The organism is Thalassolituus sp. (genome assembly GCF_984348125.1).
The window spans coordinates 178,424-202,691 of record NZ_CFHJLR010000003.1; the positions used below are offsets into that span (position 1 = coordinate 178,424).

Consider the following 24,268-nt stretch of genomic DNA (forward strand, 5'->3'; position numbering starts at 1 on the left):
AGATCCACAGGAGAATCTAAAATGTTAAAAGTAAACGAGTATTTCGACGGCAAGGTGATGTCGATTGCCCTGCAGACCGAGACGCTGCCAGCGACTGTTGGCGTTATGGAGCCAGGCGATTACGAATTCGGCACCAGCCAGAAAGAAGTCATGACTATCGTGTCAGGCAAGATGGACGCTCTGCTCCCAGGCAGCGAAGAGTGGCAGACCTTCACTAATGGTGAATCCTTCGAGATTGAAGCTAACGTGAAGTTCAAAGTCCGCCTGTCAGGTCAGACGGCTTACTTCTGTACTTACGAGTAAGTTGCTCGGGTACAAGTCTTGGGTACAGGTGTAAGTACCTGAGCGTCGTTATCGGGCAGACAACCGCCCGATAACGCTGAGACGTCATCAGTTAAGTCTCAGTTCTTCTACCGGCACCGGGCGACTGAAGAAGAACCCCTGGCAGGTTTCACAGCCGTTATCCCTCAGGAAGTGCAACTGACCTTCCGTCTCGACACCTTCAGCCAGCACCTGTAAACCCAGGCCTTTCGCCATCTGAATGATGGTACGGGTAATGACTTTTCCTTCATCTTCAATTTCGACGCTCTGAACGAAGCCTCGGTCGATCTTGAGCTTATCAACCTGATAACGATGCAGATAAGACAACGAAGAGTAGCCAGTTCCGAAATCATCAATCGCCAGAGCCACCCCTAAGGCTTTCAGGCCCGAAATCGTACCCAGCACCTGAGAACTCGGTTCCAGTAAGGCCCCCTCAGTAATTTCCAGCTCAAGCCAGCTGGGATCAATGCCGGTTTCCTCCAGCAATGCCGTCAGACGCCCCACAAGGCCACCGGCCATAAAGGTTGGCTGGGTGATGTTTACCGCAACGGTAATCTTATCGATACCTTCCTTTTGCCAACTGGCAATCTGACGGCAGGCGACGCCCAGTACATAGCTGTCCAGATCAGGCATCATGCCGCCCTCTTCCGCCACAGGAAGGAAGCGCCCCGGCGGAATGATTTCGCCGTCCGGCGTATGCCAGCGGATCAGTGCTTCAACTCCAACAACGCGACCTTCGGTGAGCTCTACCTGAGGCTGATAATACAATCTCAACTCATCTTCTGTAGTGAGTGCCTGGCGCAAACGGTTGCCCAGTTCAAGACGGTCAGCAACGACCTGAGTCATTTCGTTGCTGTAGACCTTGTACATATTGCGGCCTTCTTTCTTAGCCTCGTACATAGCCACATCGGCGTTACTGAGCAGCTGAGTCACATCCGCCCCATGATCCGGGAACATGGTGACACCTATACTGGCGCCGATATAAAAATCTTTACCAACCCCCACATCAAAAGGTGTCTTGAGCAACTCAAGAATAATACCGGCAACGTTCTCGATCTGAGAGACGTTACCCACACTTTCCAGCACGACAACAAAATCATCACCACCCTGACGTGCAACGGTATCCGAATCTCTCAACCTTTGGCGCAGACGTTTGGCAAAGTCCTGCAACAAACGATCGCCCGCGGGATGTCCGAGGCTATCATTAATGTGCTTAAAGTGATCCAGATCGATCGCAATCACTCCGACCTTGCGCTGATTAATCGTGGCATCAGCGATCGCACCTTCGAGGCGACTCAACAGTAAATGGCGATTAGGAAGATTGGTTAAAGAGTCGTAATTTGATAAATGTTTGAGTTGTTGTTCGTGCTCTTTTATGCGCGACATATCCGAGAATACACCGACGTAATGCGTCACTCGTTTCTGTTCGTCACGCACCAATGTCAGAGTTAGCCACTGAGGATAACTTTCGCCGTTTTTACGCGTATTCCAGATTTCACCGCGCCAGTAACCGCGTTCATTCAACTGACTGTTAATACGCTGGTAAAATTCCCGATTGTGCCGACTGGAGCGAAGAAAACCAAGATCTTTGCCCAGAGCTTCTCGTTCAGAATATCCGGTAATGGTACTGAACGCCGGATTAACCGCTTCAATTTTCTGGTCAGCATCGGTAATCACCACACCTTCCATTGAAAACTCGAACACCGTCATCGCCAGGCGCAGGCGATTCTCCCGTGCCTGCTGTTCAGTAATATCCTGCACCGAACCAACACGAGCAACAACCCGGCCCTCAGCATTAACAATAACTTCAGCACGGCCGTGAATAACTTTCTCTGCTCCGGACGGTAAGCTGATCCGATAGGTCATGTCCGACGGCTTACACTCGTTCATGCTTTCCGTGAGTGTCTGCGCAACACGCTCTATATCTTCGGGGTGAATGTACTCGAAATACTGAGAAAGACTGACGACTTCAAGATTTTCATCCTGCTCAAAAATTGCTGCCGTTTGGGGAGTAATAGTGATCTGATCGTTTTCAACGTCGTCATACCAGGAACCAATATTGGCAAGACGCTCTGTCTGACGTAAAAGATGCTCACGATCTTCGAGTACTTCCATGACATGCAGGCGTTCCTGCATAAGCAGGCAGAACTGCGCGAACGTTCCCAGCTGAGTCAGCTTACGTGGAGAAAGGCGCTGTGTAGGATCATCGAACGTGAGAAATAACCAACCAGTCACGCCATAGTCATTTAACAGGGGAATAGTAGAGAGGCGGTTGCCTCCGAGATAATGACGTAATGCTTCTTCGTCCGCATTTTCATCATCAGCAAAAGAGCAGCGTGGAGATATACTGCCACCCTCCATAGACCATCCATCGCGAATAACCGTCGCCAGTTGCTCCGTATCATTCGGTGACACAGCAACGGCCAGCTCGGGACGTTTTCCTGAGCCGTCTGTCGCGATATAGAGTGCAGCCGCCCTGGCCTTGAGGACTCGGGCCATCTGGAATAGCGCTCCCTCAACGTCAGTCGCAAAGGTTGCGGCACGGGTAGTAATAAATACCCGCATGGTTCTCTCCAGAATGGTTTCCAGACGCAAATCAGCCGCACCGAAACGTCCACCATTGGTGACGCCAGCGCGACGACTTTCTTCTTCTACGCGTTTCCATCCCTCACTAGGCTGATATTTCCCTTCAGCTGTTGAGGTCAGCACAACCATACAAATTCTCTGACTCCTGATATTACTGTCTCTGGCACACCCTGATGACCCGTGGTCATATGAATATCAGACGAGCCTTACTACTTAATGTCCGAGCGCCCTAACAACTCTATCACCCGGTAGATCTCTTAAAGTGTAGACTATCAATATGAGGTTTAACTGACTTTTTAACAATTTGAAAGAATCTGGGGAACTTTTTAGAATCAAAACTGTTGTTGCATTGCCCCAACCATCCATACAGGCCAAATAATGTATACCAAAGAGCACCTTCTACAGCTGGTTCAGATGACCATGCCGTTCGGTAAATATCAGGGAAAACGCATTTGCGACATTCCTGAAGAATACTTGCTCTGGATGCAAAAAAAGGGGTTCCCACAGGGGCGTCTGGGTGACTTGCTTGCTATGATGCTCGAGATACGGATTCATGGGGTCGAAGATGTCCTTCTCCCTCTCAAAAAAGCTTATCCGGCAAAGTTGATACAACCAGCAGCAAAAGGGACCCATTGATCTATGGCCGCTCTCGGTATCCTTGAATGTGATGTTCTCTATGATGACCTTATCGGCGATTATGTGTCCTATGGCGTCATGTTGTCTGAACTTCTCGCCAGCATTGATCCAAACCTGAACTTCACTTTCTATCAGATTCATGACGGCGAGTTACCCTCAGCGGGGGAATGCGACGCCTACCTACTGACCGGCTCAAAGACCGGTGTTTACGACACCGACCACTGGATTCAGCCATTAATGGAATGGGTGCGCGAAGCCCACTCACGTAAAGAACGCATGCTGGGAATATGCTTTGGCCACCAACTACTCGCTCATGCGCTGGGTGGCAAGGCTGGCTTAAGTGATAAAGGCTGGGGAGTTGGTAATCATATGACAGAGATTGATCACCGTCCCATGTGGCTGAATGATGATCAGCCAGCCTATCAACTGATTTACAGTCATAAAGATCAGGTTTCTGCGCTACCAGAAGGGGCCCTTAGACTGGCGGGTAGTGACTTCTGCCAATACGCCGCCTGGTATAACAATGATCTGATCCTGAGCTTTCAAGGGCACCCGGAATTTACGCCCGAATACTTCAGAAGGTTACTGGAGCGCCGCCGCGAAGACGTTGGCGATGAGCGTTTAACTCAGGCAATGAATACTTTGGAACAACCGAATGACAGCAAAACCATCGCTCGCTGGATGACTGAATTTATTCACCTGCCGCGCGCTTAAGCGTGGTACCGATGGCTCTATTTTTACTGACGATTTTCTCGAGTCCTTATGCATTCAGCATTTAGTTCTCTCTGGACAGAAATTCGTAAGTATCAGTGAACGTCCTGCCAGGTCTGCTGATACCTGAGCACACACAATTCACTATGGATGAGGCTATCGAGTGTGCAGATCAGACAGGTTGTAAATGCTTACAGAAATTTCTTCACATACCAACAACTGGCCTTGATAGTAAGAGAGTTGTCATTAGCCCATTGAAGCCCGGTTTTAACAAGTTCTTCAGCTAACCCCTTTCCGCGCAAAGCGAACGGGACATAGGTGTGTGTAAAATTCACTTGATCACCTTTCAGTACGTAATCAAGCACACACTCTTTACCGTCCTGTTCAATCACGAAGCGGGACTTCTCTGATTCGTGGTTAACCATTATCTCGTTCCTTGTATGAAGTTGTTGATGGCAGCGAATCAGGCCTGTGGATCAGAATGCACCGCCAGCACCACAGATACCGGCCGGTAGCCCTCCAGTACCAGTGAGCCCGGGTAGCGATCACCGCCGTCGACACTGAATTCAAATTCGTAGCCTCGTACCAGCACAGGTCGCCCCTTAGTAAACTTAAGACGCATACGTGCCAGCGACACAGTGTCATCGAGCAGCTGCAGATTCTCCTGCTGACACTGCTTCCGCAGATACCTGAGCGCCAGCACCCGCGCCGCCTGTTGCCGCTGAATTGCGGGCCAACCAAGCAAAGCCAGCCCGGCGAGTACCGCTATGATCAGTAATTCCACCCGTACCTCACCTCTGGGCCTGTGATACTATCCGCGCTGAGAGTAACACACCTGTATGACCCGTCAGTATTCCGGAGGTTTCCACCATGGCCAACCGCGCCTGCGCCTGCCATATTCTTGTCAAAACCCGTGAGGAAGCCGAATCTTTGCTGAAACAGCTCAACAAAGGGGCTGAGTTCGACAAGCTGGCGCGTAAACACTCCACCTGTCCGTCCGGCAAACAAGGCGGCTCACTGGGAGAGTTCGGTCGCAACGATATGGTGAAGCCCTTCGCCGATGCCGTCTTCAAAGGCCCCCTGTTAAAAGTACAAGGGCCGGTGAAAACCAAATTCGGCTGGCATCTGATCAAAACACTTTACCGTCAGTGAAGACGCTGACGCCCCTCAAAATACGGAGAACCCCATGATGACACCCGGTCTGTTTCACACTCTGACGGTCGCCGACACGCAGCCTCAGGGCCTGTACCTGAGCGATGACAGCGGCGAGCGCGTGCTCCTGCCCAACCGTTTTGTGCCCGAGGGCATAGAAACCGGCAGTACGCTTGAGGTATTTATTTACCTGGATTCCGATGATCGTCTGATCGCTACGACACAGCGCCCGCGGGTACAGCTGAACCAGGCGGCGAGCCTGATGGTGAAAGACGTGAACCGTACCGGAGCGTTTCTCGACTGGGGCCTGCCGAAAGATCTGTTCGTTCCTTTTGCTGAGCAGAAGCAACGCATGGAAGCCGGGCAGTCGTACGTGGTCTACGTCACCAGCGACAATACCGGGCGTTTAATCGGCACTACACGTCTGAATCGCTTTATTAAAGACGAAGCAAGCGCGAACTGGCCGGACGCTGCTGACCCATATCAGATGGGCGATAAGGTCAAGCTACTGATCGCGCAACGTACGGATATTGGCTACAAAGCCATCGTCGATAACACCTACTGGGGTGTGCTTCACAACAGCCAGATTCATAAAGCGATCCGCGTTGGACAGAAGACCGAGGGCTTTATCCGTCAGGTACGGGAAGACCAGCGTCTGGACCTGAGCCTCGAGCCCATTGGCCATCAGAGAGCCGATTCGCTATCAAAGCGCATCCTGCAGAAGCTCAAAGACTCCGGCGGCACTCTGGGCCTGAACGATTACAGCCCGGCAGAACTGATCGAAATGCACTTCGGTGTCAGCAAGCGTGCGTTTAAGATGGCCGTAGGGAAGCTCTACAAAGAACGGGAAATCATAATCGAGGAGAATGGCATCCGACTCGCCAGTGAGGAAGAGCGTAAGAAAGCCATCAAACATGCCGGTGGCAAGCCCGATGCTAAAAAGAACAAGCCCAAAGGCCAGAAGGCAAACAATCGCAAGCCTGAGAAGCATACCGCCCGGAAAGAACAGCCCAAAGACAGCAAAGATGACAGCAGCTCATCTGCACCGCGCAAAAAGACGGTATACCGCAATCCTAAGAACACCTCGGGCAATACCCTGCGCCTGAAAAAGTAAGTCACTCAATTAAGGCCCCCGCGACAGGTACTCTGGTGTATGTGGTGGGGGTTCAGACTCGTTTTCTGTGGCGAAAACGCGTATAGTCGCGGCCTTTGAATACGTCCCAAAATCTGCCTACGCAATTCAGGAAGTGCCTGTGATTTCTACCGCTAATATCACCATGCAGTTCGGTGCCAAGCCGCTGTTCGAGAACATCTCTGTCAAATTCGGAGATGGCAACCGCTACGGCCTCATCGGTGCCAACGGTTGTGGAAAATCTACCTTCATGAAGATCCTCGATGGTTCACTGGAGCCAAGCGCGGGCAACGTCAGCGTATCACCGGGCGAGCGTCTCGGTAAGCTGCATCAGGATCAGTTTGCGTTTGAAGAATGCACTGTGATCGACACCGTGATGATGGGCAACAAAGAGTTGTGGGCCATCAAAGAAGAGCGCGATGCGATCTACGCTAATCTGGAAGCCACCGAAGACGACTACATGCGCGCCGCTGAGCTTGAAGGTGAGTTCGCAGAAATGGACGGCTACACCGCCGAAAGCCGTGCCGGTGAGCTTCTGTTAGGCGCGGGCATTGAGACCGAACTTCATCAGGGCCCGATGTCTGAAGTCGCCCCAGGCTGGAAACTGCGTGTTCTGCTGGCGCAGGCGCTGTTCTCAAACCCGGACATCCTGCTGCTCGACGAACCGACCAACAACCTCGACATCAACACGATTCGTTGGCTGGAAGGCATCATCAATGACATGAAGTGCACCATGATCATCATCTCGCACGACCGTCACTTCCTGAACTCTGTGTGCACGCACATGGCCGACATTGATTACGGCGATATCAAGATTTATCCGGGCAACTACGACGACTTTATGATTGCCTCGACCGCAGCCCGCGAGCGTCTGCAATCAGAAAACGCCAAGAAGAAAGCTCAGATCGCTGAACTGCAGCAGTTTGTATCGCGCTTCTCGGCCAACGCGTCGAAAGCGAAGCAGGCCACCAGCCGCGCTAAGCAGATGGAAAAAATTAAGCTCGACGACATCAAGCCTTCGAGCCGTCAGAACCCATATATCCGCTTCAATCAGGAGAAGAAACTCCACCGTCTGGCGCTGGAGATCGAAGGTCTGGCACATTCGTACGATGGCGAAGCACCGCTGTTCAAGAACACCAACCTGCTGATTGAAGCCGGTGAAAAGATTGCTGTGATCGGTGCTAACGGCGCCGGTAAGACGACCTTCCTCAAGTGTCTGGTCGGCGATGTCACGCCAACGGCCGGCACCATTAAGTGGGCTGAAAACGCCGACCTTGGCTACTACGCACAGGATCACGAATACGAATTCGATATGGGCGGCAACCTGTACGACTGGATGGAGCAGTGGAAAACCGATAAGCACGACGATCAGGCCGTGCGCGGTACTCTTGGCCGTCTGCTGTTCAACCAGGACGACATCAAGAAATCCGTCAAAGTGTGCTCAGGGGGTGAGAAGGGTCGCCTGCTTTTCGGTAAGCTGATGATGAACGACCATAACGTTCTACTGATGGACGAACCGACCAACCACATGGACATGGAATCCATTGAGTCTCTGAACATGGCACTGGAGATGTACGAAGGCACCCTGATCTTCGTCTCTCATGACCGTGAGTTCGTATCATCACTGGCGACCCGTATTATCGAGATCCGTGACAACGAGATCGTCGACTTCCACGGCAGCTATGACGAGTACCTGAAATCTCTGGGTATTGAGTAAAGTCAGGTGGGTGACTGAGCCATAACGGCTCAGTCACAGACAAACCGGAAACTGTCGTCCAGTTCGAGCGGCAGCACCATTGAGCTAAAGCCAAGCGCGACCATTTCATCGCAGAACAGTGCTCGCGCTTCGGGATCGTTGACGAGTGTCTCAGCGTATTCCGCATGCAACACCGGCTTTCCAGCTTCGATAAAGGGTGTCAGTCGCTCACACTCGTCATATTCATAACATTCTTCATTCACGGCAAAGTCAAACGCAGCGACTAATTCGCTGATCTGATCGAGATCATTCTTGAGGCCAATCAGTAACCCCCGCTCGTGAGCAGCGGAGGCAAGGAAGCGGTTGTAGGCAAGCTGGTCATTGCCTGATAACGGAAAGCCCGAATCATTGGCATAACCATCGACGTTATCGGGTTCGACACCATCACAGCCTTTCTCTACCGCGACATCAAGACGAGCCTCCATGACAGCCTCAAGCGACGAGGCTCTGACATCCAGCCACTTCTCGCCTGGCCAGCCGTCCAGAGGGTTGCCCAGCGCCGCCTGCTCGAAGTCATCCGCATCATCGCGCCAGTCCTCCCAGGAGCCTGCCGAGAAGTAGCAGATCACCACCCGCCCCTGAGCCTTCAGGTCGTCGATGATCTGGGTGTCTGTATCGAACAAATCAATGTCATACAGATCCACGTCATAGCCCGTATTCAGGTCTCCCTGTAACTGCCAATGCCAACTATTGCCCACCTCCAGAGTACGGGGGACAGGGCTGTCTGGGCCTGTCGGGCCGCTATCGTCCCCGACCTGCGGTAACGGCTCAGGATCAGAGCCTCCACAGGCACTGAGCACGGCAGACGCCGCCAGCACTAACACTGAACGCAACATCATTTTATACAGCGATGACTTCATATTGAGCTACTCTTAATCAGACGATGCGATAATCTGCCACAATGCGGGCCGATTCTCATTTTCATCGTAAAGCGAGTGGTATGCTCCCGTCGTTCGTATGTGGCTGAGCCGGATTACGATTGGAGCTACATAAATCATAGGGCATACCTGAGCGTTAGGTGTGCGTTAGACAACAGGATCTTTTATGCGCCCCGTCACCCGGGAAGAGTACCCGCTTGAAAACCTCCACAGAATCGTTTCCGGCGTCACTTTTTTCAAAGAGCTACTGAAGACTGATCCAGAACAATTCGAGTTATTGATGACGCAGGCGCGATTTGTGACCGCCGAGCAGAATGAAATTGTGCTGCATAAAGGTGATGGCGCAAACGTATTGTATTTTCTGCTGCGTGGTGAGCTCGACGTCATTGCCGATGATCACGCAGAAGAAGTCTTGGGCACAATCAACCCCGGCGAACCATTTGGTGTCATGGCAATGGTGCTGAATTTTAAGCGCTCAGCATCTATCCGGGTCTCGAGTAAGAACGCCCTGCTGGCAGGCATTGAGTTCGACCACTTCCGTCACAGCGACAGCGCCAGTATCTTCAGCCTGACAACTCGTATTACCTTCTTCCGCATGCTGAACAGCAATATCCGCTGGGCACTTGAGCGAAAAAAAATGGAATCACCGGACCACGCACTCGTACAACGCATCCGCTCTCTGCCTATCTATTCTGGCGAGAAGAATACAGCTGCCGAACTGCATGCATTGATGGAGCTTGCTCATCTTCAGGCAGAACTATTGCGCGACTGGAATGACGCCAGCCTGTCAGATAACTGATCTCACGTAACAGCCTCTGAGCTGGATCAATTTGTTCAGCAATTAGGACATATGTCTGCTTTCGCACCTATGGTGATGGGCATAGAATGAAGGTTCTCATGCCCTGAATAAGCGTCGCTCATGCCTGAATTTGTTTCCTGGATTCTGATTACACTCGCCGTGCTGGCGTTGATCGGAATTATCTTCGAAGAAGTTATTCACATTAATAAAGCCCAGTCGGTATTGTTCTTCGGCTCAATTTCCTGGGTCATTCTGTTTGCCGCCAGCATCGGGACACCGGAGCATCATAGGATTGAGGAAGGGCTGAAAGAAAACATCGGAGAAATTGCCGCACTCTGGCTGTTCCTCACCGCAGCGATGACCTTTGTCGCTTACCTTAATAAAAAGGGCTTGATCGAAAGCGCCATTTTCAAGGTGCTTCCGCAGCAAATATCCGAACGAAAACTGATGCTGCTCACTGGTTTATTTGCCTTTGTCTTCTCATCGCTCGCCGACAACATTACCGCGACACTGGTATCCGTCGCTCTCATTCTTTCGTTGCAATTACCTGCTCAGAAGACACTGAGGTTCGCCGCGATTGCTGTCTTTGCTGTGAATTCAGGCGGCGTGGCCATGATCACTGGCGACGTGACGACGTTGATGATATTTCTCGCCGATAAAGCAGAAATTACCAGCCTGCTGATGCTTTCTCTGCCAGCCTTCTGTGCCGTTCTCGTTCTGATCGCTCTGCTGATGTTACCGATGTCCGGCGAGGTGACTGTCACCAAAACATCGCACGACCTACAGCAGGTCGACATTGTCGTAGCGGGTATTTTCCTGCTGACGATCATGACTACCATTGCCTTCAATGTACTCTTCGATATTCCACCTGTACTTACCTTTCTGACCGGGCTGTCCATTATGTTCCTGGTCGCGAAAGGGATGGGAGAAGATACTGAGGATGATCCTATTATGGATTATATCCGTCGTATCGAATTCGATACCCTGATGTTCTTCCTCGGCATTCTTATGGTGGTCGGCGCGCTGAAAGAGATCCGAGCACTGGATTCGTTTGTTGCCGTCTATGAGTATCTTCCTGCGTGGCAGGCGAACTATCTGATGGGGCTGTTTTCATCCATTATCGATAACGTCCCTCTCACTGCTGCCCTGCTCAAATCAGACGTTGTGATGAGTCCAGCGGAGTGGTTGGCACTGACCTATGCCGTAGGAGTGGGTGGTTCACTGCTGATCATAGGTTCAGCCGCAGGCATTGTCGCAATGAGTAAGATTGAAGCATTAACGTTTGGCACTTATCTGAGATTTATCGTCGCTTTACTACTGGCATACACCCTGGGGTACGCTCTGACGATGGGGCTCGGCACCCTGATCTTCGCTCAAACCTGACGCCTTAACGGTTCTGTTCGTAGCGAATAGCCAACGATTGCAGGGCTCGCTCGTGAGACGCTTTCCAGTGTTTCATTTCGGCGGGTTCCTCGACGTCAGTCGGCCACTTAAGGCCATAGCCATTCGGTCTGAATAAAGGTGCAAACAAAGCGCAGGCAGTGAGATCAGCACGCGTAAATTCATCACCGACCAGATATCGGGTGTTCGCATATATCTGTCGCAATTCGTTCAGCAATTCATCCATGTCGTTCATTGCTTTGTGAGCACTGGTTTCGTTGATGTTCATCCAGCCACGTAAGGTATTCGAGAGCTTACGATAACCAACGTAAAACATCATGCTCACTACCAGGCTCTGTTTTGCAGTAAGCAAGGGCACGATTGCTCTCGGGAATGGTAACAGGAAATGATAATTAAACGTTCTGACCGCTGGGCCAGCGATCCGATCCAGACGCTCTTCCCAAGCCCTGGCTTGCTCTGCCAGCGAAGGGTCTTTTGGCGTGAGTGAGCGTTCGGGGTATTTCGATTCGAGGTAATCAATAATCTCTGCACTGCCCTGCACTATCACTTTGCCGTCTTCAAGAACCGGCACCTGTGATCTTGAGGCCATCTGCAGAACCTTGCGCACATGAGGTCCAGGTACAAGATTAATTTTCCGGTATTTCAGCCCCTTAAAATCCAGCGCCCAGCGAACTTTTTCGCAGTAGTGCGACACCGGGAACTGATATAGCTTTATCATCGGACCTCCTCAGCGGGGTCCCGATGCACTCCGGACTTCCGCCTGAAATTGCTGCCAGCTCTCCACGATACCCGCAGCACTCTGTGGACTTTCTCCACTGAAAATATCTTCCGGGGACAGAACTGCTCCTTTGGCGACACACGCTTCCTTCACGATTCCAGTTGCCACCAGTTTTTTCCCCACGTAAAAATCGTGTCTGAAATATACGTACTTCTTATCCCACCCCAGAAGAGTGGTCTCCATATCCAGCCGGGCGAGAAAACCTACCGGGCGGATATAAATCATGTCCTGCGCGGCAATCAGACGCATCCCCGCAGGCCGCTTCAGTTCTTGTTTAAGCCCTCTCCAGAACTGAAACCTTCCTAATTCCATAAAACTCAGAAAGCGGAAATTTGGAAGATGGTTCCGCCAGCCCATATCATGCGGCTGGATGCGGTAACTCTGCCTGACCGTATCGCTCTTGCTATGCTGTGTCTGGCCGCTGAACAGCCAGAGAAGAAAAAAACGTATTAACAGATTCATGGCTTATCCTGTCAGGGCAAATAGAACTGCAGTTCTACCTCTGCGCCTTTAATTGTATCTTCGATCGGCATTTGCCTAGCCTCTTCTGATTCATCCCAGAGCAGTTTTCCGGAGAAGTTCAATGTCGACTCCTGCGGTATTTCCCGGAATACATCGGGGAGCACGCCGCGAGAAGAACCGTCACCTCCTATCGTCTCCCAGGACATCGAGGGCAAAGATAAATTCAGGGGCCTTTTGTCTTTATTTTTATTCTCTTCTTTTACTTTCGTTACTGTCTTCAGAAAAGTCTTTTCAGCCTCAGAACTCTCTTCTGATCCTGATACGCCTTCCGGATCAGAATTCTGATCTGACTTACTCTGAGCTGAAGTATCGTCGCTTGCCTCTGCCTCTGTCTGAGAGGCAGTCCCCATTTCAGACCATAAATTTGAGACTGGCTTTTCTCCACGCAGTATTTTTGCGGTCTGGTCCTCACACCCGGCCAGAAAGATCAGCGATACAATACTTATTACTGCAGACATCCTTATCCAGCAGCGCTTCGTTTTGCAAGTTTGCTTTCTGCTGTCTGTCATAGATAACGTCATAATATCATTCAGTCGTTTCCCTCCAAATAGCGCCCTGGCGCCATTTGAGGCTTAAAATGTCTACCGGTTCACATTCAGGAGAACATTCATTCATCAAACCCAGAACGGCCAGAATATCACCCTGGTAAATCAGCATGGGCCAGTCATCTCTGAGCCAGACCGGAACACCGTTTTCCTGCCACACGTTCTTCAATGTTTTCGTCTGTTGCCCTTCTCGGCGCAGAACTTTCGACGCACATTGCCGGGCGGGCAATACCGACCAGCCCTCAGGCAAGAGTCGACTATTTTCTAAGGGCGCGATGGTACCCCGCCCCCATGTCACCGGTATACAGTCGACACTATCTGGCGTCTTTTGTTCACTCCATGCATAAAGGTGCTGTTTGAAACGCTGTAGTACGACACCGTCAAACCGTAAGCTCGGCTGGCGGTCTGGCCCTGCGCTCAAGGCCTGTTCCAGCCAGTGCCAGACCTTCTTTCCCTGAGGTATGGGTAATCCATTTTTCTGAAGCCAATACCTGACCTGATGAAAACGCACCCGCGGAGACCGCTCATTAACTGCTTCGACAGAGAGGCAAAAGGGGGCAGTGGCCGGCCAGTTACATTCTGAGATCGCCTCATCTAATACCGGCGAGAGTAGATCCATCAATAACTGATGGTCAGCGGACAGGTGGTGTGTGGTTTCGATGAGGGTTGACTCAATAGACGGATACCGGGCCTGCAGTGACGGCAGTAAACTGTGCCTGATCCAGTTACGATCGAAGGTCTGATCCAGATTAGAATCATCTTCAATCCAACTCAGCCCTCTTGCGGCCAGGGCCAATTGCTCTCGCGTAAACCCCAACCACGGACGCACGACTGTGCGTTCATCGTCAGGGTGACGGGTCAGCTTACGACTGGGTGACATTCCTTTGAGTCCGGCCAAACCGCTGCCACGAAATAACCGCAGCAGTAGGGTTTCCGCCTGGTCAGAACCGTGATGTGCGGTCAGTAACAGAGCCTGGGGCGGGAGCAACTGCTGAAAAGCGGCGTAGCGGGCGTCCCGGGCAGCGGCTTCGGTTCCCTGCCCTTTGTATTCCAGCGTTACCTTCCGGCCGATGAAAGAAACACCACAGGCTTCACAGTGACGCTGGCATTCCTGCTGCCAGAGGTCTGAATCCGGGCTAAGGCCATGATTAACATGAATCGCCGTCACCCGTGAGCACCACTCTGGCCGGGAGGCAATGCAATCGAGCATCAGACGGGAGTCCATGCCGCCGCTCAACGCGAGATACACAGCCGTACCGGGGTATTCTGAGAATACCGGTGCGAGTGCCTCAGTTAACTCAATACGCAGCTGCTCAGCTGAAGACAAGCTCAACGGAGGCCTCGCCGAATTCGTATCTCAACTCCTGTAATAGCTCATCGGTTGGATTGATACGCCAACGATCATCGAGACGGATATCACAACTCGCAACTTCGTTGCGATAGTCCAGAACCACAGGGCAGCCGTTTTCTAAGGGTTGCAGTAGCTTAGCAAGGCGCTGACAGAAGGTATCGGGGTTGACCTCACCATCGACGCTGACACGAACTGAATTGGCGTAAGTGAGGCGAGCCTGGCTGATTTCCATAGCATTGCGCCCAGTAGCTTTCAGGCCGCCTGAGTAATCGTCGTGGCTGATCTGAGCTTCGACGACGAGCACCTTATCTTTAGCGACGACCTCGCGCACCTGTTCATAAACATCGGAGAAAAGTGCGACTTCCATCCGGCCAGAGCGGTCATCCAGAGTGACGAAGCACATATTGTCGCCGCGCTTATTCTTCATCACCCGCATATCAACCACCAGACCAGAGAGCTTCTGCGGTGCTTTGGCTTCCTGCAGGTGTGACAGGCGGGTCGGCACTAACTGGCGGACCTCTTTCTCATATTCATCGAATGGGTGACCCGTGACGAACAGACCGAGCGTATCTTTTTCGCCTTGTAAGCGCTCTTTCAGGCTCCAGTCACGCAGACGACGATGACGTTCATAAACATCGCCAGTGACGGCCTCTTCAGCTTCGACTTCACCAAACATGTCGAACATGCCGGCGGCTTCATTTGCGGCGCTCTGGTTAGCTGCCTTGATGGCATCTTCGATGCTGGCCATCAGCACCGAACGCGGTGCAGTGTACTCAAGACGGTCAAAGGCACCGCAACGCACCAGCGCCTCCATTACCCGTTTGTTGATTTTCTTCGGGTCAACCCGCTTGCAGAAATCAAACATGTCACGGAAAGGGCCGTCTTTACGGGCAGCAATAATGGCGTCAATCGGGCCTTCACCCACGCCCTTCACCGCGCCGAGACCATAAACGATGGCGTCGTCATCATTCACGGTAAAGCCGTACTGGCTCTGGTTTACGTCCGGTAGGATGAGCTCAATGCCCATCTCCCGACACTCTTCGATAAAGACCACCACCTTGTCGGTGGTCTGCATGTCCGAGGTCAGTACCGCCGCCATAAAGGGCGCTGGGAAGTGCTGTTTCAGCCACAGAGTCTGATAAGAAACGACAGCGTAAGCAGCGGAGTGAGACTTGTTGAAGCCGTAACCTGCAAATTTCTCTACCAGGTCGAAGATCTTCATCGCCAGATCCGGGTCTACCCCCACCGAGATAGCACCCTCACGAAAAGTATCCCGCTGTTTGGCCATCTCTTCTGGCTTTTTCTTACCCATGGCACGACGCAACATGTCTGCGCCGCCCAGCGTGTAGCCCGCAAGGATCTGGGCGATCTGCATCACCTGTTCCTGATAGACGATAACTCCGTACGTAGGCTCAAGCGTTTCTTTCAAGGTTTCGTGTTGGAAATCTGGGTGTGGATAGGCGACTTCGGCACGACCGTGCTTACGGTTAATAAAGTCGTCCACCATGCCGGATTCCAGCGGCCCCGGACGGAACAGGGCCACCAGTGCGATCATGTCTTCGATGTTATCCGGCTGGAGACGGCGGATCAGATCTTTCATCCCGCGCGATTCGAGCTGGAATACCGCGGTGGTTTTGGCTTCTTTCAGCAGCTTGTAGGAGGGCTCGTCATCGAGTGGAATCATATTGATGTCCACCGGCTCCAACCCTTTTTCCGCTTGCTTGCGGTTAATGGTTTCGAGCGCCCAGTCGATGATGGTCAGGGTCCGCAGACCCAGGAAGTCGAACTTCACCAGGCCGGCTTCTTCCACGTCGTTCTTATCAAACTGAGTCACCAGACCGGTACCGTCTGGTTCACAGGCTGTCGCCGAGAAGTCGGTCAATTTAGTCGGTGCGATCACCACACCACCAGCATGTTTACCGGTCTGACGGGCAATCCCCTCAAGCTTGAGGGCCATTTCCCAGATTTCCTGGGCTTCTTCGTCTTCGTCGAGGAATTCTTTCAGCAGGGCTTCGGTCGACAAAGCTTTCTCCAGCGTCATGCCCGGATCACCCGGAATCAGCTTAGAGAGCTTATCGGCCAAACCAAACGACTTGCCCTGAGCACGGGCCACGTCACGCACTACCGCCTTCGCCGCCATGGTGCCGAAGGTTACGATCTGAGACACCGCCTCACGGCCGTAGTTGTCGGCCACGTACTGAATCACCTTCTCACGATCTTCCATACAGAAGTCGATATCGAAGTCAGGCATGGAGACACGTTCCGGGTTCAGGAATCGTTCGAACAGCAGGTCGTATTCGAGCGGATCAAGGTCGGTAATTTTCTGCGCGTAGGCCACCAACGAGCCCGCACCGGAACCCCGCCCCGGGCCAACCGGAATATCGTGATCTTTGGCCCACTGAATAAAGTCCATTACGATCAGGAAATAACCGGGGAATCCCATCTGAATAATAATATCCAGCTCGAACTTCAGACGGTCATCGTAAGGTTTGCGCTTTTCGGCGTATTCCGGTGAGTCTTTAGGTATCCCAGCCAGAATGACGTCCAGGCGCTCATTCAGACCTACCTCAGAAATCTTGCGGAAAAAGTCGTCCTCGTTCATACCTTCCGGAATCGGATAGTCCGGCAAGTAGTAGGTGCCCAGTTCGACTTCTACCGAACACCGCTTGGCAATCTCCACGGTGTTTTCAATGGCGGACGGAATATCACTGAACAGCGACTCCATTTCTTCGCCCGAGCGGAAATACTGCTGCTCACTGTATTCACGTGGACGACGTGGATCGTCCAACGCAAAGCCCTGACCAATAGACACACGGGTTTCGTGAGCTTCAAAGTCATCGGCTTTGATAAAACGTACGTCATTGGTGGCGACAAGGGGTACATCCAGCTTACTGGCCATCGCCATGCCCGCGCGGACAATATTTTCATCGCCCTCACGCCCAGTGCGCTGGACCTCAAAATAGAAGCGATCCGGGAAATGCGCCATATACTCTTCGACCAGAGCCTCAGCCGCTTCAAGCTTACCTTTAATGATCCGCTGACCAACATCGCCATCACGTCCACCCGATAACAGAATCAGACCGGCTGACTGTTCGAATAGCCATTCTTTTCGAACAATGGCTTTATCAAAGTGCTGATTCTGGCTGTACCCACGAGACACCAGCTCACGGAGATTTTTGTACCCATCATCATTGATACATAAAGCGCAGACGCGGAAAGGCGCCGTCTGGTCATCGGGGTTTTCCAGCCAGAGGTCCGCGCCCAGAATCGGTTTAAGGCCTGCTCCCAATGCGGTTTTGTAGAATTTAACCAGCGCATAGGTATTGGCCTGATCCGTTAAAGCAACCGCCGGCATGCCCGCATCTGCGGCTGCCTGAACCAGTTTTTTTACACGAATTGTACTGTCGTAAAGCGAGTACTCGGAGTGAACTCTGAGATGAACAAAGCGACCGGCCATGTTGCCCCCTGTTAATGATCGGGAGATTGTACCGGTTTTCTCTGAACGCCAAAACAGACGTCCTTTGACCTGAGCGGCCCATATGCCTATATTGGCCGCCCCCTGCAAAGGGGAAACAACCATTCTCGGGGCGGGGTGCAATTCCCCACCGGCGGTATAGCCCGCGAGCGCCTGTTAAACAGGGTCAGCAGATCTGGTGAAACTCCAGAGCCGACGGTCACAGTCCGGATATGAGAGAGAGACGATATGAGTACTACGTTTGACCCAAGCAAAGCCCGCTTTGCCTTTATCCATGCCAGCTGGCATACCGACATTGTTCTGAAGTGCCTGGACGGTTTCCGTGAAGGTCTGGCAGAACGCGGTTACAACACCGACAACATCGATGTTGTTGCCGTACCCGGCGCTTATGAAATCCCACTGCAAGCCAAGCTTCTGGCAAAAACCGGTCGCTATGACGCGGTTGCCTGCAGCGCATTAGTGGTGGATGGTGGCATTTATCGCCATGACTTCGTGGCCAATGCCGTCTGTCAGGGGCTGATGCAAGTGCAACTGGAGACCGAAGTGCCGGTACTGACCGCAGTGCTGACACCACATAACTTCCACGAGCACGACGAGCACAAGCAATACTACACTCGCCACTTCGTGGTGAAAGGTCAGGAATTGGCCAATGCCGCCGATGGCTCTCTGCGCGCTAAGGCAGCGATCGCCTGAAGAAACACTCGTTTGTTCGGGTATGTTGAGTGACGCCAATCAAACAGCGCTCACTCAACACCTTTTCTTACCATTACTGAACCACAAACGTCGATAATTCAACGGTGACCCAGCACAGACTGAAAGCGCCGGATTCGCTGGCACTCACTGGCAATATCGTCACACACATCGCGGAGGTCAGCCTCAGAATGCGAGTGAGCTTGGGGGATGTTGTCGACTGTTGTACCGGTTGCTTCGGAGTGAAGTACTTCAATGGAAGCATCGTTCGCCGAAAAACGACACGGTCCACACAGATTACGTACCAGGTTGGCACATAAGTGCTTCAGGTGATGCTCTATCTGAGGTTCTGAATGACTACTCACTGTTCATACCTTCACGTGTGGGGCTCGTTCTTTTAACCAAAGCGGCTATCCTGATTTCTGCCCGTCACACTGAACTGTCATACTCGCCTTTCGGCCCGTATAATGACTTCGATCACATAATGACCAATATCCTAGGGTCATTGCTTAATCGCACATCATCCCATTCATGACTTTTTATCATATTCGACATGGCCAAAAAACGCAGAGATATCCCCAACTATCAGCAGCCCATCATTGAAACGCACTTTCATCTGGACTATCTGAAGGAACAACCGGCATCAGACATCCTGCAGCAGGGTCGTGATATTGGTGTCGAGCGCTTTATGACAATCGCTGTCGCGCCAGAGAACATGGGGCAAGTACTGGCTTTAACAGAAGAGCACCACGACGTTTATGGCACACTGGGAGTGCACCCGCACGATGCGGAAAAGTACACCGAAGAAACTGGCAGCTTTGTTCGGGAGCATTGTCAACGCGAGAAGATTGTCGCCATAGGTGAAATTGGTCTCGACTATTTTTACGACAACAGTGACCGTGCCGTGCAGCGCAAGGTCTTTGCTGAGCAGCTTCAGATCGCTGTCGATACCGGCCTGCCAGTCGTCATCCACACGCGTGAAGCCGACGACGACACCATGGCGCTACTGCGTGAATACGCCCCCCAGATGAACCGCAAAGGCGTGGTTCACAGCTTCACCAGTGGCATGGAACTGGCCCAGTTGGCGGTTGAGCTGGGCTTCTGCCTGGGAATCAACGGCATCGTTACCTTTAATAAGGCAGACAACGTTCGCGAGGTCGTTGCCGCCACCCCTATGAGCCGGCTGCTTCTGGAGACTGACTCTCCGTTTCTGACTCCGGTCCCATACCGTGGGACAGAAAATGCGCCCAAATATCTGCCCTTTATCGCAGAGAAAATCGCCGAGGTGAAAGATCTCTCTGTTGAAGAAGTTCTCAGCGCTTCTTACGATAATTCGTTACGTACCTTCTTTAACTGATAGGCACCAGCTCCCGCAACAAGTAGAGCGACAATCCTTGCAAACTGCCTGACCTGTCGTCATTCTGAGCGATTAACTCACTGACGACAGACTCAGGAACAGGGAATGGCACTACAGAACTGGTTCGGCCGTGGATGGCTTGCGTTGGCTTTTGCAACCATCTACATCATTTCGCAAGCCACTATTGCATCAACCTTGCACAGTGCAAATGCATCGCATCTTCTGTTCGCATTCCAGTTTACTTACGATGCGGCCAGCTTCAGGGAACTGTTAGCGTCGATCAGTGCCGTACAACAAGCCGGTCTTCAGGCGCATTTCACTTACGATCATATCCACCCTCTCTGGTATGGCGGCCTGATTGTGACCCTGACGGCCTGGTTACTTAAGAAGAATGACTTGGGTGGGCGCTGGAATCTTCTGATTATTTTCGGTGTTATTCCCTCACTGATGGATATCATCGAGAACAGTATTCACGAGCCACTGCTGTTTGAAACAGCCATTCCCACTGACCCTGCTGTTACCATCGCAGCGATCTGCGCTACCATTAAATGGTCCATGGCATTGGGCTATCTGCTGATGGCCATCACCCTTGGGGTACGAGCAGCGATTCAAGCGAAGAATGAAAAAACGAGCTAGTAAGCAAGAGATTCGTGACAGCCTGAAACAGGATATCGAGCGATACCTGAGCGATGGTGGTGAAGTCCACGAATTTGAACGCGGAGAGAGTGGCCTGATTGATGGCCGCTACAACGAACAGGCCATGTCGTTTGAAAAACGACAGGAGCGTACCCCTGTGTCTGACGTTCTGCGCGCTATTGATGAACGCCGTGATGCCCGACGCAAACCCCAGAAGAAAATCACAGAAAAACGCTCGTCCGGCCCAAAAAAGAAAGTCATATACGACGACTTCGGTGAACCTTTACGGGTTGTCTGGGAAGACTGACCTCAGGAAACGTTAAATGAGTAACGACCCTCTCCTGCTGATTCTTGCGGCAGGTTTACTCACCTTCGGGTTGATATCCCAACGTATCGCGCGCATTGCGCTCACTGCCCCCATGCTGTTCCTGCTTCTGGGTGTTATCAGCGGGCCTGTATTACTGGACTGGAGCGCCCCCGCGATCGAGAGCAGTGCACTCAAAATCATTGCTGAACTGACGCTGGCATTAATTCTGTTTACCGACGCCAGTCAGGTGCAGAGATCGCATCTGGTGAAGTTCGAGAATCTTCCGATACGGCTTCTCGGCATTGGTCTGCCTCTAACCATGCTGGCAGGCGCCGCCGTCGCTTTCTTACTGTATCCAGGGTATTGGCAGGTCGCGATTATGATCGGTGTGATTCTGGCCCCTACCGATGCGGCGCTTGCCCAGAGCGTATTCTCAGCATCGGCCATCAAAGAAAAACTCCGTCATTCAATCACAGTTGAAAGCGGCCTGAACGATGGCCTTGCTCTTCCTTTCCTCCTTTTGATTATTGCCATTGCCAGTGCCGGTGACCTCAGCACCGTAGATCCATGGTACTGGGGTAATTTTCTGTTTCAGCAGATTGCACTCGGGGCCTTAACAGGTATTGCCGTGGGCTACTTTGGTGGATACCTGCTTGAGCAAGCCGGAAGGCATGATTGGATGGATCCGGTATTTCAGCGGTTATCCTCTGTCGCACTTGCTCTGGTAACCTACACCGGCGCTGAACACGCCGGCGGAAACGGGTTTATTGCCGTATTTATGGCCGGACTGTTCCTACACGCAGGGCGCACTATGGTTGTTACCCGTCTCAAAGAATTCGGAGAAGCGGAGGGCCAGTTATTAACACTGGTCATGTTCTTCCTGTTCGGTCTTATTTACGTGCCCGATGCACTGCCACAGATAACCCTTGAAACGGTCATTTACGCACTCCTCAGTCTCACCCTGATACGCATCATTCCAGTCGTATTAGCCCTGACTGGGACAGGGCTTGATATCAAAGAAAAGCTGTTTCTGGGATGGTTTGGTCCCCGCGGAATTGCCAGTATTCTGTACCTGTTAATGGTGATTGAGCAGTTGGGTTTTGCAGAGCAGCTACCCGGGTATCAGCTGCTTTTCCCTACCGTAGTGACGACAGTGGTGCTCAGTATTTTTGTACACGGGATGTCGGTGCCTCTATGGGTTCGATGGCTCAAACGCTAAGTACGGACACTCCGTAACAGCACCACCGCGTATCCAACAGACACCAGGGCAACCCAGATACCGTTAATCAGTACAGCATCGTAACCTAGTTGCTGAAAACCGAGAGTGCCCGCCGCAGCCCCCAGGATAAAGGCGAGAAAAATAGACAATTGCAGTAGCAACTGTTGCCTGAGCAGACCACGCCCTGCAAAGAAATTCCCGAGCACAGAACCTATATCAGACACGATGCCGGTCAGGTGGGTAGTACGAATGACTGAGCCGCTATAGGTCGCCACCATAGCGTTCTGTAAACCGCAGGCCGCTGACGCCAGCCACTCCGCCGACATGTGATCAGTACGGAAAGCGTACCAGGCAAAAAACAGAAGAAAGGCTTCAATGGTCAGCGCCAGACCGTAGCGGCGGCCGAGTTGCAACGCCTCATTACCAACGATGATACCGCTGATAATGGCCCCAATTACAAAGCTGAGAAGTATGCTCGCTGTATGGAATAAAACTTCAGACCGCCCTGACACCAGCGCATCCGCTGCAATGGTCGCCGTCCCTGTTACATGTGAAACCGCATTATTCGCGAAAGAGAGTAAAGCGACGCTATTGATAAAGCCTGCGTTCAGCGCCAGCATCACACTGCCCGCCAGAACCCAGACGGGAAGTTGACGAATCATTCTGCCTGCTCCTGTCGAGCGTTTTATTCTATCGGATTTGCGCACTCAAAGTGATCGGGTTGAAAACGACAGCGCACTTTGCGTTGCCATGTCAGCATTTGAAAGAAAAAAAATACCCAGCAATGCTGGGTATTTATCTCAATCACCGGTGATGTTCTCGTACTCTACCGGCTTATTCTACTGGGTTAGCACATTCGAAATGTCCTGGCTCAAACTTACAACGAACCTTACGCTGGAGCTTCAGCATATCGGCATCATAGTATTCACGCTCACGCAGCTGAATACGGGCTTCCTGCATCATAACCTGATATTCCGCTTTATCGTCGTCAGGAATATTGATCCAGTACTGTTCCGGAATCTCACCTTCCTGTGCTTTGACCAGTTTTTCGATTGTTTCGAACCGTGTCAGGAAGTCTTCGCGAACCAACTGCGCCAGTTCATTCGGGAATTTATCAGCACGCCCTACAAGCTGCAGAGTGATCTGTGAGAACGGATAATCAACGATACCGCCGTTATCCCCCAACCCTTTGTACAGCTCCATGACCTGATACGCAGCCAGTGGTGCTGCCAGAACATCTACAATCTTGTTATTGAACTTAGTACCCGCGTTCACGAGTGCCGTTGGCACCGGGTTGGCACCGATCTGCGATACCATTTCAGCCTGCACCAGATCGTAATCAAGAACGGCTACACGTTTACCTGCTGCTTTCGCCAGCGTATTAATCTTGCGGTCATTCACGAAGATATACGCGGCACCCATCGGAGCGTAACCCATCACAACGTACTGACCATCAAGCATGCGGTCGGCATTTTTCGGGCTGGTAATAGCCTGCATCAGCAACTTCATGTGATCACGGCTTGGCACCGCACCGATTGCATCAATGGTGCCTGTGTAGCGGTTAAACAGACGTGCGCGTAAGCCAGTAAACAATGCTGCATCACACATACCCGCTTTGAGTTCTTCAGTCAGAACAGATTCGCTGGTGTAAGCATCCAGTTCAACGGTAACGCCCCACTCCATCAATTGAGCAGCCTGATCGACTGCGGCATTGTAGATAGGGCCATTTTTACCCGCAATATCCCACACACAGATACGGCGCGATGGAATCGAACCATCTTCATTCAGCATATCGGGATACATGGCCTTGATCGCTTCAACACGCTCAGCTTTAGCGACCTTAGGGTCCATGGCTTTGATTCTGAGGGCCTCAGTATCGGCAGCGATGGCCGACGCCGAAACCAGAGTCGAAACAGCACATACGGCTGTGGCGATAAAACGCTTCATAATTTGTTCCTGTTCTTATTTTAATCTCAGCGACTACTCTAAATATGCAGTGCCGGTTATTTTTGTTGT

Annotated in this window: 25 protein-coding genes and 1 riboswitch; of the genes, 13 read left to right on the forward strand and 12 right to left on the reverse strand. The window is 51.9% G+C overall.

What is annotated here, in order from left to right; translation table 11 throughout:
* Window positions 1–21: 21 nt before the first annotated feature.
* Entirely contained in the window at window positions 22–303 is a 282-nt protein-coding gene (ppnP, locus tag AC5E51_RS03460; RefSeq protein ID WP_076515084.1) for a pyrimidine/purine nucleoside phosphorylase, read from the forward strand.
* An 87-nt stretch (window positions 304–390) separates the two neighbouring features.
* Here the strand turns inward: ppnP and AC5E51_RS03465 are convergent, their stop codons facing one another.
* Window positions 391–3,036 (reverse strand): bifunctional diguanylate cyclase/phosphodiesterase, encoded by a 2,646-nt coding sequence (locus tag AC5E51_RS03465; RefSeq protein WP_297534055.1) that lies wholly within the window; start codon window positions 3,034–3,036, stop codon window positions 391–393.
* 249 nt (window positions 3,037–3,285) lie between these two features.
* Between AC5E51_RS03465 and AC5E51_RS03470 the strand changes: the two genes are divergently transcribed.
* Both AC5E51_RS03470 and AC5E51_RS03475 read left to right on the forward strand, forming a co-directional pair.
* A complete protein-coding gene (locus AC5E51_RS03470) occupies window positions 3,286–3,543 on the forward strand; it encodes a DUF3820 family protein (RefSeq protein ID WP_076515086.1) in 258 nt (85 codons plus the stop codon).
* 3 nt (window positions 3,544–3,546) lie between these two features.
* The gene (locus AC5E51_RS03475) at window positions 3,547–4,257 is read left to right on the forward strand and encodes a glutamine amidotransferase-related protein (protein WP_297534052.1); all 711 of its coding nucleotides are present in this window, start codon (window positions 3,547–3,549) and stop codon (window positions 4,255–4,257) included.
* 188 nt (window positions 4,258–4,445) lie between these two features.
* On the opposite strand, the gene AC5E51_RS03480 is transcribed toward AC5E51_RS03475, so the two are convergent.
* Together AC5E51_RS03480 and AC5E51_RS03485 are read right to left on the reverse strand one after the other, a co-directional pair.
* Window positions 4,446–4,679 carry a GNAT family N-acetyltransferase gene (locus tag AC5E51_RS03480; RefSeq protein ID WP_068435737.1) on the reverse strand — a complete coding sequence of 78 codons (234 nt, stop codon included), beginning with the start codon at window positions 4,677–4,679 and terminating at the stop codon, window positions 4,446–4,448.
* A gap of 38 nt (window positions 4,680–4,717) precedes the next feature.
* The gene (locus AC5E51_RS03485; RefSeq protein ID WP_297534049.1) at window positions 4,718–5,038 is read right to left on the reverse strand and encodes a DUF3301 domain-containing protein; all 321 of its coding nucleotides are present in this window, start codon (window positions 5,036–5,038) and stop codon (window positions 4,718–4,720) included.
* Window positions 5,039–5,124: 86 nt separating this feature from the next.
* Between AC5E51_RS03485 and AC5E51_RS03490 the strand changes: the two genes are divergently transcribed.
* The 3 genes from AC5E51_RS03490 (at window position 5,125) to AC5E51_RS03500 (ending at window position 8,255) form a co-directional block, all read left to right on the forward strand.
* Complete coding sequence (locus tag AC5E51_RS03490) at window positions 5,125–5,406, forward strand: peptidylprolyl isomerase (RefSeq protein ID WP_068435553.1); 282 nt, start codon at window positions 5,125–5,127, stop codon at window positions 5,404–5,406.
* A gap of 34 nt (window positions 5,407–5,440) precedes the next feature.
* The gene (locus tag AC5E51_RS03495; RefSeq protein ID WP_491778134.1) at window positions 5,441–6,520 is read left to right on the forward strand and encodes a CvfB family protein; all 1,080 of its coding nucleotides are present in this window, start codon (window positions 5,441–5,443) and stop codon (window positions 6,518–6,520) included.
* Window positions 6,521–6,659: 139 nt separating this feature from the next.
* Window positions 6,660–8,255 carry an ABC-F family ATPase gene (locus AC5E51_RS03500; protein WP_297534086.1) on the forward strand — a complete coding sequence of 532 codons (1,596 nt, stop codon included), beginning with the start codon at window positions 6,660–6,662 and terminating at the stop codon, window positions 8,253–8,255.
* A gap of 29 nt (window positions 8,256–8,284) precedes the next feature.
* Here the strand turns inward: AC5E51_RS03500 and AC5E51_RS03505 are convergent, their stop codons facing one another.
* Window positions 8,285–9,154 carry an endo alpha-1,4 polygalactosaminidase gene (locus AC5E51_RS03505; protein ID WP_491778135.1) on the reverse strand — a complete coding sequence of 290 codons (870 nt, stop codon included), beginning with the start codon at window positions 9,152–9,154 and terminating at the stop codon, window positions 8,285–8,287.
* Between the two features lie 184 nt (window positions 9,155–9,338).
* On the opposite strand from AC5E51_RS03505, the gene AC5E51_RS03510 reads away from it, so the two are divergent.
* Together AC5E51_RS03510 and nhaD are read left to right on the forward strand one after the other, a co-directional pair.
* Window positions 9,339–9,971, forward strand: a complete 633-nt coding sequence (locus AC5E51_RS03510; protein ID WP_301378048.1) for a cyclic nucleotide-binding domain-containing protein — start codon at window positions 9,339–9,341, stop codon at window positions 9,969–9,971.
* Window positions 9,972–10,091: 120 nt separating this feature from the next.
* Window positions 10,092–11,354, forward strand: a complete 1,263-nt coding sequence (gene nhaD / locus AC5E51_RS03515) for a sodium:proton antiporter NhaD (protein WP_301378047.1) — start codon at window positions 10,092–10,094, stop codon at window positions 11,352–11,354.
* Between the two features lie 4 nt (window positions 11,355–11,358).
* Here the strand turns inward: nhaD and AC5E51_RS03520 are convergent, their stop codons facing one another.
* The 5 genes from AC5E51_RS03520 to dnaE all read right to left on the reverse strand — a co-directional run bounded on the left by AC5E51_RS03520 (window position 11,359) and on the right by dnaE (window position 18,025).
* Complete coding sequence (locus AC5E51_RS03520) at window positions 11,359–12,090, reverse strand: glutathione S-transferase family protein (RefSeq protein ID WP_068435745.1); 732 nt, start codon at window positions 12,088–12,090, stop codon at window positions 11,359–11,361.
* A 9-nt stretch (window positions 12,091–12,099) separates the two neighbouring features.
* Entirely contained in the window at window positions 12,100–12,462 is a 363-nt protein-coding gene (locus tag AC5E51_RS03525) for a thioesterase family protein (RefSeq protein ID WP_301391091.1), read from the reverse strand.
* Between the two features lie 161 nt (window positions 12,463–12,623).
* The gene (locus AC5E51_RS03530; protein WP_301378046.1) at window positions 12,624–13,181 is read right to left on the reverse strand and encodes a hypothetical protein; all 558 of its coding nucleotides are present in this window, start codon (window positions 13,179–13,181) and stop codon (window positions 12,624–12,626) included.
* Between the two features lie 16 nt (window positions 13,182–13,197).
* A complete protein-coding gene (tilS, locus tag AC5E51_RS03535) occupies window positions 13,198–14,550 on the reverse strand; it encodes a tRNA lysidine(34) synthetase TilS (RefSeq protein WP_301378045.1) in 1,353 nt (450 codons plus the stop codon).
* Window positions 14,531–18,025: a DNA polymerase III subunit alpha gene (gene dnaE / locus AC5E51_RS03540; RefSeq protein WP_301378044.1), complete on the reverse strand. Its 3,495-nt coding sequence runs from the start codon at window positions 18,023–18,025 to the stop codon at window positions 14,531–14,533. Before dnaE ends, tilS begins: the two co-directional genes overlap by 20 nt.
* 117 nt (window positions 18,026–18,142) lie before the next feature.
* A riboswitch (FMN riboswitch) is annotated at window positions 18,143–18,269 on the forward strand.
* Between the two features lie 2 nt (window positions 18,270–18,271).
* Here dnaE and AC5E51_RS03545 point away from each other — a divergent pair.
* On the forward strand, window positions 18,272–18,736 hold the full coding sequence (locus AC5E51_RS03545; protein ID WP_301378043.1) for a 6,7-dimethyl-8-ribityllumazine synthase: 465 nt from the start codon (window positions 18,272–18,274) through the stop codon (window positions 18,734–18,736).
* A 98-nt stretch (window positions 18,737–18,834) separates the two neighbouring features.
* Here AC5E51_RS03545 and AC5E51_RS03550 read toward each other — a convergent pair whose 3' ends face one another.
* Window positions 18,835–19,098 (reverse strand): hypothetical protein, encoded by a 264-nt coding sequence (locus tag AC5E51_RS03550; RefSeq protein WP_301378042.1) that lies wholly within the window; start codon window positions 19,096–19,098, stop codon window positions 18,835–18,837.
* Between the two features lie 188 nt (window positions 19,099–19,286).
* On the opposite strand from AC5E51_RS03550, the gene AC5E51_RS03555 reads away from it, so the two are divergent.
* The 4 genes from AC5E51_RS03555 to AC5E51_RS03570 all read left to right on the forward strand — a co-directional run bounded on the left by AC5E51_RS03555 (window position 19,287) and on the right by AC5E51_RS03570 (window position 22,252).
* Window positions 19,287–20,090, forward strand: coding sequence for a TatD family hydrolase (locus AC5E51_RS03555; RefSeq protein WP_297534029.1), 804 nt, complete (start codon window positions 19,287–19,289; stop codon window positions 20,088–20,090).
* Between the two features lie 105 nt (window positions 20,091–20,195).
* Window positions 20,196–20,726 carry a hypothetical protein gene (locus AC5E51_RS03560; protein WP_273089357.1) on the forward strand — a complete coding sequence of 177 codons (531 nt, stop codon included), beginning with the start codon at window positions 20,196–20,198 and terminating at the stop codon, window positions 20,724–20,726.
* Window positions 20,710–21,033 carry a hypothetical protein gene (locus AC5E51_RS03565; RefSeq protein ID WP_068438390.1) on the forward strand — a complete coding sequence of 108 codons (324 nt, stop codon included), beginning with the start codon at window positions 20,710–20,712 and terminating at the stop codon, window positions 21,031–21,033. The genes AC5E51_RS03560 and AC5E51_RS03565 overlap by 17 nt, the downstream gene beginning before the upstream one ends.
* A gap of 16 nt (window positions 21,034–21,049) precedes the next feature.
* Window positions 21,050–22,252, forward strand: a complete 1,203-nt coding sequence (locus tag AC5E51_RS03570; protein WP_068438393.1) for a cation:proton antiporter — start codon at window positions 21,050–21,052, stop codon at window positions 22,250–22,252.
* Here AC5E51_RS03570 and AC5E51_RS03575 read toward each other — a convergent pair.
* Window positions 22,249–22,914 carry a YoaK family protein gene (locus AC5E51_RS03575; protein ID WP_301378041.1) on the reverse strand — a complete coding sequence of 222 codons (666 nt, stop codon included), beginning with the start codon at window positions 22,912–22,914 and terminating at the stop codon, window positions 22,249–22,251. The genes AC5E51_RS03570 and AC5E51_RS03575 overlap by 4 nt on opposite strands.
* Before the next feature lie 172 nt (window positions 22,915–23,086).
* Window positions 23,087–24,199, reverse strand: a complete 1,113-nt coding sequence (locus AC5E51_RS03580; RefSeq protein WP_301378040.1) for a putative solute-binding protein — start codon at window positions 24,197–24,199, stop codon at window positions 23,087–23,089.
* Window positions 24,200–24,268 lie beyond the last annotated feature (69 nt).